Origin of the sequence: Pedobacter hiemivivus, assembly GCF_005144565.1 — a bacterium.
Classification (GTDB): domain Bacteria; phylum Bacteroidota; class Bacteroidia; order Sphingobacteriales; family Sphingobacteriaceae; genus Pedobacter; species Pedobacter hiemivivus.
On record NZ_SWDX01000008.1, the window covers coordinates 123,086 to 136,601 of the forward strand.

General features: G+C 39.0%; 16 protein-coding genes. 10 read left to right on the forward strand and 6 right to left on the reverse strand.

Annotated elements, in window-relative coordinates; genetic code table 11:
- Window positions 1-93: 93 nt before the first annotated feature.
- Genes FBD94_RS19235 through rsfS form a run of 4 tightly spaced genes read right to left on the reverse strand, consistent with a single transcriptional unit; the run spans window position 94 to window position 4,425 of the window.
- Window positions 94-1,176, reverse strand: a complete 1,083-nt coding sequence (locus tag FBD94_RS19235; protein ID WP_136881408.1) for a 3-oxoacyl-ACP synthase III family protein — start codon at window positions 1,174-1,176, stop codon at window positions 94-96.
- A 55-nt stretch (window positions 1,177-1,231) separates the two neighbouring features.
- Entirely contained in the window at window positions 1,232-1,885 is a 654-nt protein-coding gene (locus FBD94_RS19240; RefSeq protein WP_090783416.1) for a LutC/YkgG family protein, read from the reverse strand.
- Between the two features lie 57 nt (window positions 1,886-1,942).
- On the reverse strand, window positions 1,943-4,024 hold the full coding sequence (gene ftsH, locus FBD94_RS19245; protein WP_131610222.1) for an ATP-dependent zinc metalloprotease FtsH: 2,082 nt from the start codon (window positions 4,022-4,024) through the stop codon (window positions 1,943-1,945).
- A 26-nt stretch (window positions 4,025-4,050) separates the two neighbouring features.
- Window positions 4,051-4,425 carry a ribosome silencing factor gene (gene rsfS / locus FBD94_RS19250; RefSeq protein ID WP_131610221.1) on the reverse strand — a complete coding sequence of 125 codons (375 nt, stop codon included), beginning with the start codon at window positions 4,423-4,425 and terminating at the stop codon, window positions 4,051-4,053.
- Window positions 4,426-4,509: 84 nt separating this feature from the next.
- On the opposite strand from rsfS, the gene FBD94_RS19255 reads away from it, so the two are divergent.
- Both FBD94_RS19255 and pfkA read left to right on the forward strand, forming a co-directional pair.
- Window positions 4,510-5,244 (forward strand): biotin--[acetyl-CoA-carboxylase] ligase, encoded by a 735-nt coding sequence (locus FBD94_RS19255; RefSeq protein ID WP_262710995.1) that lies wholly within the window; start codon window positions 4,510-4,512, stop codon window positions 5,242-5,244.
- Window positions 5,245-5,302: 58 nt separating this feature from the next.
- On the forward strand, window positions 5,303-6,286 hold the full coding sequence (gene pfkA / locus FBD94_RS19260) for a 6-phosphofructokinase (RefSeq protein ID WP_131610219.1): 984 nt from the start codon (window positions 5,303-5,305) through the stop codon (window positions 6,284-6,286).
- Between the two features lie 33 nt (window positions 6,287-6,319).
- Here pfkA and FBD94_RS19265 read toward each other — a convergent pair whose 3' ends face one another.
- Window positions 6,320-6,838: a 5' nucleotidase, NT5C type gene (locus FBD94_RS19265; RefSeq protein WP_225874749.1), complete on the reverse strand. Its 519-nt coding sequence runs from the start codon at window positions 6,836-6,838 to the stop codon at window positions 6,320-6,322.
- A gap of 161 nt (window positions 6,839-6,999) precedes the next feature.
- Here FBD94_RS19265 and FBD94_RS19270 point away from each other — a divergent pair, with 161 nt between their 5' ends.
- From FBD94_RS19270 to FBD94_RS19305, 8 genes are all read left to right on the forward strand, one after another.
- On the forward strand, window positions 7,000-7,602 hold the full coding sequence (locus tag FBD94_RS19270) for a 30S ribosomal protein S16 (protein WP_131610218.1): 603 nt from the start codon (window positions 7,000-7,002) through the stop codon (window positions 7,600-7,602).
- 75 nt (window positions 7,603-7,677) lie between these two features.
- A complete protein-coding gene (gene rimM / locus FBD94_RS19275) occupies window positions 7,678-8,205 on the forward strand; it encodes a ribosome maturation factor RimM (protein WP_136881410.1) in 528 nt (175 codons plus the stop codon).
- 14 nt (window positions 8,206-8,219) lie between these two features.
- Entirely contained in the window at window positions 8,220-8,897 is a 678-nt protein-coding gene (gene trmD, locus FBD94_RS19280; protein WP_136881411.1) for a tRNA (guanosine(37)-N1)-methyltransferase TrmD, read from the forward strand.
- Between the two features lie 225 nt (window positions 8,898-9,122).
- Window positions 9,123-9,404: a hypothetical protein gene (locus tag FBD94_RS19285; RefSeq protein WP_136881412.1), complete on the forward strand. Its 282-nt coding sequence runs from the start codon at window positions 9,123-9,125 to the stop codon at window positions 9,402-9,404.
- 34 nt (window positions 9,405-9,438) lie between these two features.
- Entirely contained in the window at window positions 9,439-9,708 is a 270-nt protein-coding gene (locus FBD94_RS19290) for a hypothetical protein (protein WP_136881413.1), read from the forward strand.
- 282 nt (window positions 9,709-9,990) lie between these two features.
- Window positions 9,991-10,338 carry a 50S ribosomal protein L19 gene (gene rplS, locus FBD94_RS19295; protein ID WP_008241658.1) on the forward strand — a complete coding sequence of 116 codons (348 nt, stop codon included), beginning with the start codon at window positions 9,991-9,993 and terminating at the stop codon, window positions 10,336-10,338.
- Window positions 10,339-10,429: 91 nt separating this feature from the next.
- Entirely contained in the window at window positions 10,430-11,656 is a 1,227-nt protein-coding gene (locus FBD94_RS19300) for a Glu/Leu/Phe/Val dehydrogenase dimerization domain-containing protein (RefSeq protein ID WP_131610213.1), read from the forward strand.
- 2 nt (window positions 11,657-11,658) lie between these two features.
- Window positions 11,659-12,771 carry a mechanosensitive ion channel family protein gene (locus FBD94_RS19305; protein WP_225874748.1) on the forward strand — a complete coding sequence of 371 codons (1,113 nt, stop codon included), beginning with the start codon at window positions 11,659-11,661 and terminating at the stop codon, window positions 12,769-12,771.
- A gap of 75 nt (window positions 12,772-12,846) precedes the next feature.
- On the opposite strand, the gene FBD94_RS19310 is transcribed toward FBD94_RS19305, so the two are convergent.
- Window positions 12,847-13,506: a phosphatidylserine decarboxylase family protein gene (locus tag FBD94_RS19310; protein ID WP_131610211.1), complete on the reverse strand. Its 660-nt coding sequence runs from the start codon at window positions 13,504-13,506 to the stop codon at window positions 12,847-12,849.
- Window positions 13,507-13,516: the final 10 nt, after the last annotated feature.

The window sequence follows — 13,516 nt, forward strand, 5'->3', positions numbered from 1 at the left end:
ATAACGTATAAAAAAAGGTCAGATGTTTCATCTGACCTTTTTTTATGTTTAAATTTTTTATTGTCGTAAAAGATACGCGAGCGGGAGGGTCGTCTAGAAGCGGTAAACGAAAGCGTTAATATGCATGCCTGCGCCTACAGAAGTGAATAGGGCATACTCGCCTTTATTAACTTTATATCCCTCAACCAAGCCTTTTCGTACCAGATCAAGTAAGGTAGGTATGGTGGCTACCGAGCTGTTTCCAAGCCAGGAAATGGTCATTGGAACCAGGTTTTCTGGAACTGTATCTAAATCATACAACTTAAACACGCGTTTCATAATGGCGGTATCCATTTTCCCGTTGGCCTGGTGAATAAAAACGGTCTTGATGTCCTGGATGCTTATTCCTGCTTTATCTATAGCCATTTTTACGACCTGAGGCACGTTTATAACCGCAAACTCGTATAGCTTACGGCCGTTCATTTTTAGGTAAGCATTGTCGCTTTTTTCATCTGGATTGTTGCTTTTTCCCATAACCAGCAACGAGCCATGCGTAAGGGCATGGGTTTGTGTTTTATGGGCAATAATGCCAAGGGGCTCGTCGCTCTCCTGAGCTTCGAAAATGACTGCAGCGGCACCATCAGCAAAAATCATGCTGTCGCGATCATGCGCATCAATGATTCTGGACAGCGTTTCCGCACCAATTACCATTACGCGTTTGGCATCACCGCTTTGGATGAGGTAATTGGCTTGTATCGCTCCTTGTACCCAACCTGGACAACCAAAAATAAGGTCGTAGGCTACACAGTCAGGATTTTCTATCTCTAATGCTTGTTTGATTTTAGCCGCAAGAGATGGAAGAATATCCATGCGGTTACTGCCAATTTTTACATCGCCAAAATTGTGGCAAAATATGATGTGGTCAAGGCTTTCTTTATCTATTTTGGCGTCGTCAATTGCCCTTTGAGCTGCAATTGTTGCAATGTTGCTGCTCACTTGATTGTCATCAATGTAACGGCGCTCATTAATTTCTGTAATTTCTGAAAATTTGCTGATTATTTCACTGTTTTCTTTCTCAAGTTTAACGCCATTGTCGTAGAAAGTAGCGTTTAAAAAGGCATTTCCTGAGATAATATTTTGTGGAATATAGCTTCCGGTACCCGTAATAACTGAGTGTAAGTTTGTTTTAATGCCCATTTTGAACCGTATACTGTTTTGGTGTACAGTATAAAATTAGAGTAAATAATTTAGATTAAGAAAAATCGTCGACTAAAAATACGAATAATTCTTTTGGTCCATGAGCGCCGAGCACTAAAGTTTTCTCAATATCGGCTGTTCTGCTAGGTCCGGTGATGGTGCTAATCATTGATGGAATTTGACTTCCGTATTTATCCTTGATTATTTTAAATGCATCTTTTAAATCCATAACCATTTGCCCGCTGCGCGCAATTACAATATGGTGGTGAGGAAATATGCTCAGTCTACGACCGGCAGCGTTTTGATTAGAGACCATTACAGAGCCGTTACGGGCAATTAAGGCTTCGCATAGTGTTATGCCTACCTCAGCCATTTCAAAGTCTTTATCGGTCTGATAGAAGGGGAATTCATAGGTAGCCAGTAGGTCTTGTAATTCCGGCTCCCAGCAGTATATTTTTCTCCAGTTAAATTTCTCTGCCAGCTGAAGGATATTTTCAATAAATTCTATTCCATTTTCACAGTAAATGAAATTGCCGGAAACAGCGGTAAGTTGCTCTGCAAATAAAATTTCAGGATATTCTCTGTGGTCTTCCTGCTCTGTATAAAGAGGGGTGTCCTCTAAATTTGGATAAGGGTTGTCTCTTCTTTCCAGAAGGGCCTTTCTTATCTTTTTTAGCATGAGCTCTTTTGAAGAAATGTTTTCTTGCATAAAAAATGGATTTGCTGCCGTCCCATTAAAGAAACGGCAGCCCCATAAATATTGTGATTAAGACTCTGTATTAGTTGGCGCGATCGGTGTTGCATTATCGCCAACACCATCATGCAATAAACCTTTAGCAGCAGGTTTCTGATCACCTGTACCGTTTACAAATTCATCGTAAGTGGTACGGTTGTCAAAAGGACGTTTGCCTAAGATTTCTTCTAAATCAGCTTGGAAAAGGATCTCTTTTTCAATTAATTTTTGAGCTAGTTTTTCTAAACCGTCTCTTTTATCAGTCAGTAATGCCTTTGTTCTGGTATATACATCGGCAATCAATAAACGAACCTCATGATCAATCATTTCTGAAGTTTTTTCAGAATATGGCTTGTTAAAGTTGTACTCGTTTTGAGGATCGTGGAAGGAGATGTTACCAATGGTACTGTTCATTCCGTAGATTGTTACCATGGCGTAAGACAGTTTGGTAATACGCTCTAAATCGTTTTGCGCACCAGTTGAGATCTTACCAAAAACGATATCTTCTGCAACACGTCCGCCCATAGTCATACACATTCCGTCAGTTAGTTGCTCCGTAGTGTACAAGAACTGTTCTTTAGGAAGGTATTGTGCATAACCTAATGCAGCAACGCCACGTGGAACGATAGATACTTTTACCAATGGATCAGCGTGTTCAAGGAACCAGCCTGCGATAGCGTGTCCAGCCTCATGATAAGCAACAATTCGTTTCTCTTCAGGAGAGATGATTTTGTTTTTCTTCTCTAAACCACCAATCACACGGTCAATAGCATCCTGGAAATCTTGCATGTCAACAAAGTCTTTGTTACGACGTGCAGCGATTAATGCGGCCTCATTACAAACGTTGGCAATTTCTGCACCTGCAAATCCCGGGGTTTGTGCAGAAAGCTTTTTCGCGTCTACAACTTCAGCGGTTTTAATAGGCTTAAGGTGAACTTTAAAGATCTGCTCACGGCCAACTAAATCAGGTTTATCAATAGATATTTGTCTGTCAAAACGTCCTGGTCTCAATAAAGCCGAGTCTAATACGTCAGGACGGTTGGTTGCAGCAAGAATAATAATTCCAGAGTCTGTACCAAAACCATCCATTTCAACCAATAATTGGTTTAATGTATTCTCACGCTCATCATTACCACCCATCATGCTGTTTTTGCCACGCGCACGTCCGATTGCATCTACCTCATCAATAAAGATGATACAAGGTGCTTTATCTTTAGCTTGCTTAAACAAATCACGAACACGTGAGGCGCCAACTCCAACAAACATCTCTACGAAGTCTGAGCCCGAAAGGGAGAAGAACGGCACTTGCGCTTCGCCTGCAACAGCTTTGGCTAACAATGTTTTACCTGTACCAGGAGAACCTACTAATAGGGCTCCTTTAGGGATTTTACCACCTAAATTGGTGTATTTTTTAGGGTTTTTAAGGAAATCGACGATCTCCATTACCTCTTGCTTGGCTTCTTCAAGGCCCGCTACGTCGTTAAACGTAACGTTTACCTGACTTTCTTTATCAAACAGTGTGGCTTTTGATTTTCCGATATTGAAGATCTGTCCACCTCCACCACCAGCACCACCGCCCATACGGCGCATGATAAATATCCAGAAGCCGATAAATAACAAAACAGGTAAGATGATAGTTAAGAACCAAGAGTTAAAAGAACTCTGTCTGGTTTGTATATCGGGCTGTATCTGTTGCTCAGGAGCGACATCTTTCTGAGATTCTTTCAGATCTTTACTTAGCTGGTCAAAAGAACCGGCATTGAAGTAAACAAGAGGACCCTCTGCATTGCCAAAACTATTTTTACCTATGTACGGCTTGTATTTAGCTTCTTTTAACTTGTCCTTTTTAATGAATACTTCAACTTTAACTAGATCTTCATGCTTATAGGCAATCAATTTATCTACATCACCAGGTGCAAGCATTTGAGCTTCGAATGTGCGGTAAGGGATGGTTTTTGCAGTATCACCACTAAATAGGAACTGTAATAAAATCAGACCTAAAATAATAGCAGCGTATACCCAAAAGATGTTAAATTTTGAACCTTTTTGGGGTTTTTTTGGAATATTCGGGACTCTCTTTATCAACTTGGGTTTCGTATTCGGATTCTCTTTCATCGTTAAATCAAAAGTGGGGTGAATGATTATGCGCTTTGATAGGATGTAGACTGGGCATCTCCCCAAAGGTCTTCGATTCCATAAAATTCGCGCTTTTCAGTTTTAAAAATGTGAACTACAACGTCAAAATAATCAAGAATGATCCAGTCGGCATGATCCATACCTTCTTTTCTCCATGGATTAGTTTGCGTGTTTTTGTAGATTTCTTCTTCTACGCTATCGGCAATTGCTTTTACCTGGGTAGCAGAATCTGCGTTGCAGATGATAAAGTAATCAGAAACAGAGCTGTTCAATTCTCTTAAGTCTAACCTTACTATGTCGTGTCCTTTTTTTTCCTGGATGCCGTGTACAGCTATCTCTGAGAGGTATGTAGAAAGGTTTCCAATTTTCTTTTTTATCATTAAAATATTTTAATTTTGATATAACAAATATACAATCAACACTTGCAAAATAACACTTTTCCAACATTATTTGTTGGTCAAAATTTGATTAGATTACCCGAAGTCGATTCTACTAATAACTTTTTAAAGGCTATGGTCTCAAATTCCGAGCCATTACCCGAAGGAACTGTTATTATGGCAGATAAGCAGTTTGCGGGGCGGGGGCAACAGAACAACACCTGGTATGCGGAACCCGGATTGAATCTTACTTTTAGTCTTTATTTAAGTCCTTCTTTTTTGCCGATAAGCAAGCAGTTTCTGCTGAATATGGCTGTAAGCGTAGGTATTAGAGATGCGCTCTCAGCTTATCTGGGGGATTTTCTTAAAATAAAATGGCCAAATGATTTGTATTATAATGATCAGAAATTAGGTGGTATTTTAATAGAAAATATCCTGTCTGGAACAAAATATAAGGCAAGTATTATTGGAGTTGGAATCAATGTAAATCAGTTGGATTTTGATTCAGCGCTGTTAAACAGGGCAACTTCGATGGGAAAAATTTTACAACGGGATGTTAATTTAATTGAGCTCCTGGGGCAAATATCTAGCCATATAGAGCGGCAATACCTGAAATTAAAATCTGGAAATCTTAATAATTTGCAGGAAAACTACCTTAATGGTTTGTACAAATTTAACCAAAAGTCGCTATTTCGACAAGACGGGGCGACCTTTGAGGGAATGATCACAACAGTAACCGATACTGGTTTGCTGGTGATTCTGTCGGAGGGTGTTGAAAAGCAGTATAATTTTAAAGAAGTAGAATTTTTAAACAACATTTAAAGATTATAGCTATTTTCACAGCCTTGTAGTACCATTGTTTAATCGGCATAGAAACTAAATGAATAAAATAAAAAATATTGGAGTATTAACTTCAGGTGGCGATGCCCCTGGAATGAATGCTGCCATTAGGGCAGTTGTTAGAGCGGCAATTTATTATGATTTACAGGTTACAGGAATTTTAAGGGGATACGAAGGGTTGGTTCATGGAGATTTTATCGAGATGAACAGAAAATCTGTAGCGAATATTATTCAACGAGGAGGGACAATTTTAAAAACAGCACGCAGTGATGCTTTTCGTACCATGGAAGGGCGAGAGCAAGCCCATGCGCAGTTGCTAAAGCATAATGTAGATGCATTAATTGTAATCGGTGGAGACGGTACATTTACAGGGGCAAACTTATTTACAAGTGAGTTTGATTTTCCTGTAGTTGGCTTACCTGGAACAATAGATAACGATTTACAAGGAACGGATTTTACCATCGGTTACGATACGGCGATCAATACCGTTGTAAATGCTGTAGATAAAATCAGGGATACCGCTGAATCGCACGATAGACTTTTCATTGTTGAGGTGATGGGAAGGGATTCGGGCTTGATCGCGCTAAGAAGTGGAATTGGCGTAGGTGCTGAGGCTATTCTTATCCCAGAAGCAAATATGGGTGTGGAAGGATTGATTACACGTTTGGAAAGTGGCCGTAAGGATAAAGCGTCTAAAATTGTAGTGGTAGCCGAAGGGGATGAAGTGGGTGGAGCATTTAACGTAGGAGAGGTTCTGAAGAAGAAGTTCCCGAACTACGACATCAGAATTTCTGTCTTAGGACATATTCAACGTGGTGGAAAGCCAAGCTGTATGGATCGTGTTTTGGCGAGCCGCTTTGGTGTTGCTGCAGTCGAAGGTGTTTTGGCTGGCCAATCTGGAGTGATGGTTGGACAAGTAAACAGGGAACTGGTATTTACGCGTTTTGATCACGCGATAAAGCATATAGATGCACAAGAAGTGAGTCCAGCCTGGTTAAAGCTGGTAGAGATATTGTCATTGTAACTTAAAGGGGTCGGTTAACCGACCCCTTTTTTATTATAATAGTTTATCTAGGACCTGTTGCCAGGTATCAACACGTTCGTAACCGGTAAGCAATAGGTTATGTGGGGAGGAGAACAACAGCTTTCTGCCATTAAAACCCTGGAAGTTTTTAATGCGATCGTCTATCATTACATCGACATTAACAATTTTGTCGCCACAGAAAATGATATTTTTCCAGCTGATGAAAGGGAAGTGCTCAGCCAGCCAATCCAGCTTGTCTTCTAATGAATTTCTAAATTCCATAGCTGCAGAAACAATGTAAACATCATGGTTTTCTTGTAGTTTCCTGACCGCCTCAACACTCCCTTCAATTACAGGGAGATCTCTAAAAAAGCCCTTTTCATTGATGTAGTCGAACCATTTGTTGTTGGCATGTTCGGGAACGTGGTGATAAATTTCGTTGCCGGGTTCAAGAACGAGGTCTAATGGTACATCATAGTCTCGGTTATACAGTTCGATGAATTTACTTAAAGGATCAGCTAACACTTCATCCATGTCAATGGCTATTCTCATTTGATTTTGTTTTGCCCAAATATCTTTAAATCACGGAATAGTTCTGTTAATTGAATTTAAAATTATTGCATCTTGTTAATCATTAGTATTTTACTTACTTTTGCATCCCCGCAAGCACGAAGCTCCGGGAACTATGTTGAATACATAAACAAAAAGAAGAAATGGCAACTAAAATCAGATTGCAAAGATTCGGTAAAAAAGGGAAACCTTTTTTCCACGTAGTGGTAGCGGATTCCCGTTCACCAAGAGATGGTAAATTTATTGAGCGTTTAGGTTCTTACAACCCAAACACCAATCCTGCTACTATCGACCTTAATTTCGATAAAACTTTAGACTGGGTAAACAAAGGTGCTGAACCTACGGATACTTGTCGTGCTATCCTTTCTTACAAAGGTGTTTTGTACAAAAAACACTTAGAAGGTGGTGTTAAAAAAGGAGCATTAACTGCTGAACAAGCTGAAGTTAAATTCGCTGAGTGGTTAGCTGCAAAAGACGGACGTATTGAAGGCAAAAAAGACGGCTTAACTAAATCTAAGGATGAAGTTAGAAAAGCTGCTTTAGCTGCTGAAAGCAAGAAAAATGCTGATCGTGCTGCTGCTCTTGCAATTAAAAATGCACCAGTTGTAGAAGAAGTTGTTGCTGAAGAAGAAGTAGCTGTTGAAGAAACTGCTGCTGCTGATGAGGCTCCTGTTGCTACTGAAGAAGCTCCGGCTACTGAAGAGGCAACTCCTGCTGCTGAAGAAAGCAAAGAAGAAGAAGCATAATCATTTTTTTATGCTAATGGATAGCGAAGAAATTTCATGAAAATGAATTCTTCGCTATTTTTATTTTAAGTAGATATGACACAAGAAGAAGCGTTTTACATAGGGTATATTACCAAGACTAAGGGATTAAAGGGTGAAGTTCAATTGTTTTTTGAATATGATGAGCCGGGATTGTTAGACCTGGATGTGGTTTTTGCAGAGATAAATGGTAAAATGGTTCCGTTTTTTGTGTCATCCTGTAAATTGCAAACAAATAATACGGGCAATTTCTATTTCGACGATGTCGATCATATAGATAAGGCTCAAGCTTTGGTGAGGAAGAAAATCTATTTACCATTGTCTAAAATGCCGGATCGCTCTGACGAGGAATTTCATTATTTTGACCTTAAAGGCTTTACCGTTTCGGATGAGACGCAGGGAGAGCTTGGAGAAATTCTTGAAGTAAATGAATATCCACAACAGTTTGTAGCAACAGTTTTATATAAAGGAACTGAGATTATGTTCCCTTTAAATGAGGATATGATTGTTGAAATTGATGAAGAGGAAGAAACCTTATTGGTGGATTTACCAGAGGGTTTATTGGATATTTATCTGTCAAATTAATTTAACTTTACAAGATGCGTTTCGACATTATATCCGTTTTACCTGATTTATTGGTCAGTCCTTTTGCTCATTCTATTCTTCAGCGCGCACAAAAAAAAGGCATTGCTGAGATTGTGGTTCATAATTTAAGAGATTATGCAACTAATAAACAAAAGAGTGTAGACGATTATCCTTACGGTGGTGGTAGTGGCATGGTGATGTCTATTGAGCCCTTTGCTCGCTGCATTGAGGGGCTTAAAGCCGAACGTGATTACGATGAGGTTATCTTTATGAGTCCTGATGGGGTAACGTTTAACCAGACGATTGCGAACGAGCTTTCTGGAAAGGGAAATATCATGATTTTATGCGGACATTATAAGGGCATAGATCAGCGTATCAGAGACCTGTTTGTGACCCGCGAGATATCGATTGGGGATTATGTGCTTTCTGGAGGAGAACTGCCGGCAGCGGTGCTGGTTGATGCTATTGTACGGTTGATTCCAGGGGTTTTAAATGATGAAACTTCGGCATTGTCTGATAGTTTTCAGGGCGAGTTGCTTGATGCGCCTGTTTATACGAGACCTGCGGACTGGAGAGGCCATAAGGTTCCTGATGTTCTGCTGAGTGGGCACGAGGCAAAGATCAATGAATGGCGACATGACCAGGCGCTGATCCGTACGCAAACGCGTAGGCCCGATCTTTTGGAAGATTAGTGTGATTTCTTAGATTTTCTTTTGCTGTGTTTTTATGCGGCAGGGCTTTGTTGTGCTCTTTTTTATGCTTGAGCGTAATAAATTCTGTATTGTGCAAAAAATAAATTGTTTTATTGTGGAGTTTTGGTGATTTTTTGAGTAAGTTCACGCTAAAAAACTATGTATTTGCCGTTGTTTTTAACGTGCAAATACAAATCAACTTAATACTAACTAAATATGCGCCCCATGAATAGAGTAAGAAAATACAAGATCAATGATTTTTTGTTACGGTTACCAGTACCTCAATATAGAGAGGCCATAAAGATTCTTCCCAGGGTTTTAGGGATCTCTTTGAACACATTTCACAATTACCGGAATATTTTATCGAATGACAGGCAGGATATTCCATATGAGAAGGTTGTAATGATCGAGAAGCTATTTGAAATGAGGATGGGTGAGCTGATCAATAAAGAGACACGTTGTAAGCCATTAAAGGAGCTTATGCTACGCGAGAGCTTAGGCAAGTAATTTTTATCTATCCGCTAACTTATTTTTATTAAACATGTACAAGTATAAGATTAATGAATATTTATATGGGTTAAACGTTATTGAATATTCAGCAGCCAGAAAGATTATTCCTCAAGAATTGGAGATTTCATTAAATACCTTTCATAATTACCGCAATATTAAAGTGGATGCAGTGACCGATATCCCTTATGCAATGGTGAGGAAAATGGAGATTCTTTTTAAAATGAAGCGAGGAGGTTTGGAAAATTCGGTGATCAAAGGATCAGACTTAAAATCCTTGATCTATAAAAAGAAGAAAAATTAGTTATTTTATTTTTTTGTTAAGAATTGATTTGCTGAAGTTGTGCTATAAGGAACGATCATTGAGTTTTTGTAATTTATAGCCGCGTACGATAGTATAAAGCCGGATTGATAAAAAAATAACGCCATTTTATAGTGATGATCAGCAGGTTGTGTGGCGCGCTATTTTTGTGGAAATGTTAAAGAATGTGGAAAAAAACAAAAAAGGCTTTTATTTTTAAAATAAAATTCCTAATATTGCAGTCCGATTTTAAACAACAAAAAGTCGGCTTAATAGCTTAAAATCATGGATTTAGTAAAATTTGTTGAAGAGCAGGTAATCGCAAAAAATGAGTTTCCTGCATTCAAATCAGGAGATACAGTGAGTGTTCACTATAAAATTCGCGAAGGTAATAAAGAACGTATTCAAATTTACCAAGGCGTAGTGTTACAACGTAATAGCGTTGGCGCAAACGAAACGTTTACCGTTCGTAAAATGTCTAATGGCGTAGGTGTGGAACGTATATTCCCGATTAACTCTCCTAACATCGCTAAAATTGAAGTGAATAGCCACGGTAAAGTTCGTAGAGCGAAATTATTCTATCTGCGCGAATTGACTGGTAAAGCAGCTCGTATCAAATCTAAAAGAGTCTAACTCTTTTAAAAAAAAATATATTAACCTCACCGATCATATCGGTGAGGTTTTTTTGTTTGTATATCTTTGCGCCAACTAACTTAATATAATAATGAAAGAACTGTTAAAAAAATTCGAAGAGAAGCGACCGGAGATTGTTTTTGAATGGAAGGATAAAGAATCTGAAGCTGAGGGCTGGGTGGTCATTAATTCACTTCGTGGTGGTGCTGCCGGTGGTGGTACAAGGATGCGTAAGGGATTAGACAAAAGAGAGGTTGAATCCTTAGCCAAAACAATGGAGGTAAAGTTTACCGTATCAGGCCCGCCTATAGGTGGCGCTAAATCAGGGATAAACTTTGATCCTGCTGATCCAAGAAAGAAAGAAGTATTAGAACGCTGGTATAAAGCCGTAATGCCTTTGCTGAAGAGCTATTATGGTACTGGTGGAGACTTAAATATTGATGAGATCCACGAAGTAATTCCAATTACGGAGAATTATGGCTTATGGCACCCACAAGAGGGTGTAATCAATGGACATTACCAGGCCAGAGAAAATGAGCGTATTCATCAGATTGGTCAATTGCGCTATGGTGTATCCAAAGTGCTGGAAGATTTAAACTACACGCCAGATATCAAAAGGAAATACAAAGTTGCAGACATGATTACTGGCTACGGTGTAGCAGAATCGATTGCGCATTTTTATAGCATTTGGGGCGGAGAATTAGCAGGTAAAAGTGCGGTAATTCAAGGCTGGGGTAATGTTGCGGCAGCGGCAGGATATTATCTGGCACAAAATGGTGTAAAAATTGTCGGTATTATTGACCGTGTTGGTGGATTAATCAATAAGGACGGTTTTACAAAAGAGGAGATCATAGCTTTGTTTAATAACAGAGTTGGAAATACATTGGTTTCTCCTGATCTGATCTCTTTTGAAGAGGCCAGTAAGCAAATCTGGAATGTGGGTGCAGAGATCTTTGTTCCTGCGGCAGCATCAAGACTCGTGAAACAAGATGAGGTGGATCAGTTGATCGCTGGTGGCTTAGAAGTAATTGCATGTGGTGCAAACGTTCCTTTTGCAGATAAAGAGATTTTCTTTGGAAGCATCATGGAGCATGTTGATGACAACTGCGCTGTAATTCCTGATTTTATTTCAAACTGTGGTATGGCCAGAGTTTTTGCTTATTTGATGCAAAGAAACGTAGAGATGAGCGATGATGCGATCTTTACTGACGCATCACAAGTGATTTATAAAGCAATGAAAGCGATCCATGAGGAGTCGCCGGAGCGCACACAGTTATCTAAAACGGCATTTGAAATTGCATTAAAACAATTGGTATAATTATGATGGACAATCAATTTTTTGAACAGATTTTCTGGGGGAATACAGTTAAGCAATACTGTTTTTTTGTGGGGATTATTTTACTTGGACTACTGTTTAAAAGATTGGTTTCCAAGTTAATTAGCCATGGTCTTTTTAAAATATTTGAAAAGTTTGCAGCAGAGGTTAATGGAGATACTTTTGCTGCGCTGCTGCTAAAACCTATAGAGTCATTTATTTCTTTTTGTACGATTTATCTTGCTGTCAATCATTTAACCCATCCGCTCGATACGGTATTGTGGCACAGATCTAAAACAAAAATAGAAGTTACGATTGGTGATTGCCTGGATAAGGTATTTCTATTCCTGATCATCCTGTCTATTTTCTGGATCATCTTAAGGATTATTGATTTTATCGCGTTTGTATTGAAGCATAGAGCGGCAATAACCAATAATAGGACGGACGATCAATTGGTGCCATTCTTAAAAGAGCTGACCAAGACCTTGATTTGTTTTTTAGGTTTCTTTGTCCTGCTTGGTTTTGTTTTCGAGATCAATGTTCTTACCCTGATTACCGGTTTGGGAATTGGCGGTATTGCGATCGCATTAGCTGCAAAAGAAAGTCTGGAGAACCTAATTGGATCCTTCACTATATTTCTGGATAAACCTTTCACGGTTGGTGATGTGGTTAAAGTAGATGGTATCGAAGGAACGATAGATAAGGTCGGCTTTAGAAGTACCTGGTTGATTAGTCCTGATAAAACAACAATTGTTATCCCTAACAGGGCGATGATTGACGGTGTGCTTGAAAATGTAACCTTGAGAAACTACCGTAGAGTAAATTTCTTTATTGGGATAACTTATGAAACAGATGCAGCCGATATTAAATTGATCATAAAGGCCATTGGAGACTTTCTAACGGCACATCCCGACACGAAGGATGGTTATGCTACATTTGATAATTTTGGCGATTTCGCGTTACATATACAAGTGGTTTATCTTGTAAATAATATGGATCACAGCAAATACTTGAAAGTTAAGGAAGAGGTCAACTTTAAGCTGATGGAGATCGTTAAGCAGTACCGCTCTGACTTCGCCTATCCTACGCAAAGATCAATAGGAGATACCCCTAAATAAAATGTAACTAGATACAAACAAAAAGGCCCGGAACATTTCCGGGCCTTTTGTGTTATTGATAATTTTTATGGTTGCTTATGCAAGCTCGGCTAGCACAGTAATTCCGCCTTTTACAACCTGATTTAACTCCAGATTTACTTTGGTGCCAATAGGTAGGAATATGTCAACCCTCGAGCCGAATTTGATAAACCCAAACTCTTTAGACTGCTCAACTTTATCACCTTCTTTTACATACCAAACGATTCTTCTCGCAAGCGCTCCTGCAATTTGTCTGAACAATACAGGTGTACCATTTTTATGCTCTACAACTACTGTAGTCCTCTCGTTTTCTGTAGACGATTTAGGATTCCATGCTGCTAAATACTTGCCTGGGTGGTATTTGAAAAATTTAACAACACCAGAGATAGGATTTCTGTTGATGTGTACGTTTACAGGCGACATAAATATAGATACCTGTAATCTTTTGTCTTTAAAATATTCGCCTTCTTCAGTTTCTTCTATTACAACAACTTTTCCGTCTGCAGGGCAGATCACCAGGTTTTCTCCGCTAGTAAATGTGCGGGATGGGTTTCTAAAAAACTGTAAAACAATAACGAAAAGAGAAAACGAGAAAATGTAGATTAGCCACCTCAACCAGGTTACGTCATCAAATTTATAAGAAACGACAGCATTCAAAATAAATATGAAAAGGACAGATAATGCAATGGTGGTGTAACCTTCTTTGTGTATGGTCATTGATATAGAT

Bases quoted from the DNA above. Each gene is read 5' to 3' on its own strand.
- FBD94_RS19235 (WP_136881408.1), bottom strand. From the start codon at position 1,176: ATGGGCATTAAAACAAACTTACACTCAGTTATTACGGGTACCGGAAGC.
- FBD94_RS19240 (WP_090783416.1), bottom strand. From the start codon at position 1,885: ATGCAAGAAAACATTTCTTCAAAAGAGCTCATGCTAAAAAAGATAAGA.
- ftsH (WP_131610222.1), bottom strand. From the start codon at position 4,024: ATGAAAGAGAATCCGAATACGAAACCCAAGTTGATAAAGAGAGTCCCG.
- rsfS (WP_131610221.1), bottom strand. From the start codon at position 4,425: ATGATAAAAAAGAAAATTGGAAACCTTTCTACATACCTCTCAGAGATA.
- pfkA (WP_131610219.1), top strand. From the start codon at position 5,303: ATGAATAAAATAAAAAATATTGGAGTATTAACTTCAGGTGGCGATGCC.
- FBD94_RS19265 (WP_225874749.1), bottom strand. From the start codon at position 6,838: ATGAGAATAGCCATTGACATGGATGAAGTGTTAGCTGATCCTTTAAGT.
- FBD94_RS19270 (WP_131610218.1), top strand. From the start codon at position 7,000: ATGGCAACTAAAATCAGATTGCAAAGATTCGGTAAAAAAGGGAAACCT.
- rimM (WP_136881410.1), top strand. From the start codon at position 7,678: ATGACACAAGAAGAAGCGTTTTACATAGGGTATATTACCAAGACTAAG.
- trmD (WP_136881411.1), top strand. From the start codon at position 8,220: ATGCGTTTCGACATTATATCCGTTTTACCTGATTTATTGGTCAGTCCT.
- FBD94_RS19285 (WP_136881412.1), top strand. From the start codon at position 9,123: ATGAATAGAGTAAGAAAATACAAGATCAATGATTTTTTGTTACGGTTA.
- FBD94_RS19290 (WP_136881413.1), top strand. From the start codon at position 9,439: ATGTACAAGTATAAGATTAATGAATATTTATATGGGTTAAACGTTATT.
- rplS (WP_008241658.1), top strand. From the start codon at position 9,991: ATGGATTTAGTAAAATTTGTTGAAGAGCAGGTAATCGCAAAAAATGAG.
- FBD94_RS19300 (WP_131610213.1), top strand. From the start codon at position 10,430: ATGAAAGAACTGTTAAAAAAATTCGAAGAGAAGCGACCGGAGATTGTT.
- FBD94_RS19305 (WP_225874748.1), top strand. From the start codon at position 11,659: ATGATGGACAATCAATTTTTTGAACAGATTTTCTGGGGGAATACAGTT.
- FBD94_RS19310 (WP_131610211.1), bottom strand. From the start codon at position 13,506: ATGACCATACACAAAGAAGGTTACACCACCATTGCATTATCTGTCCTT.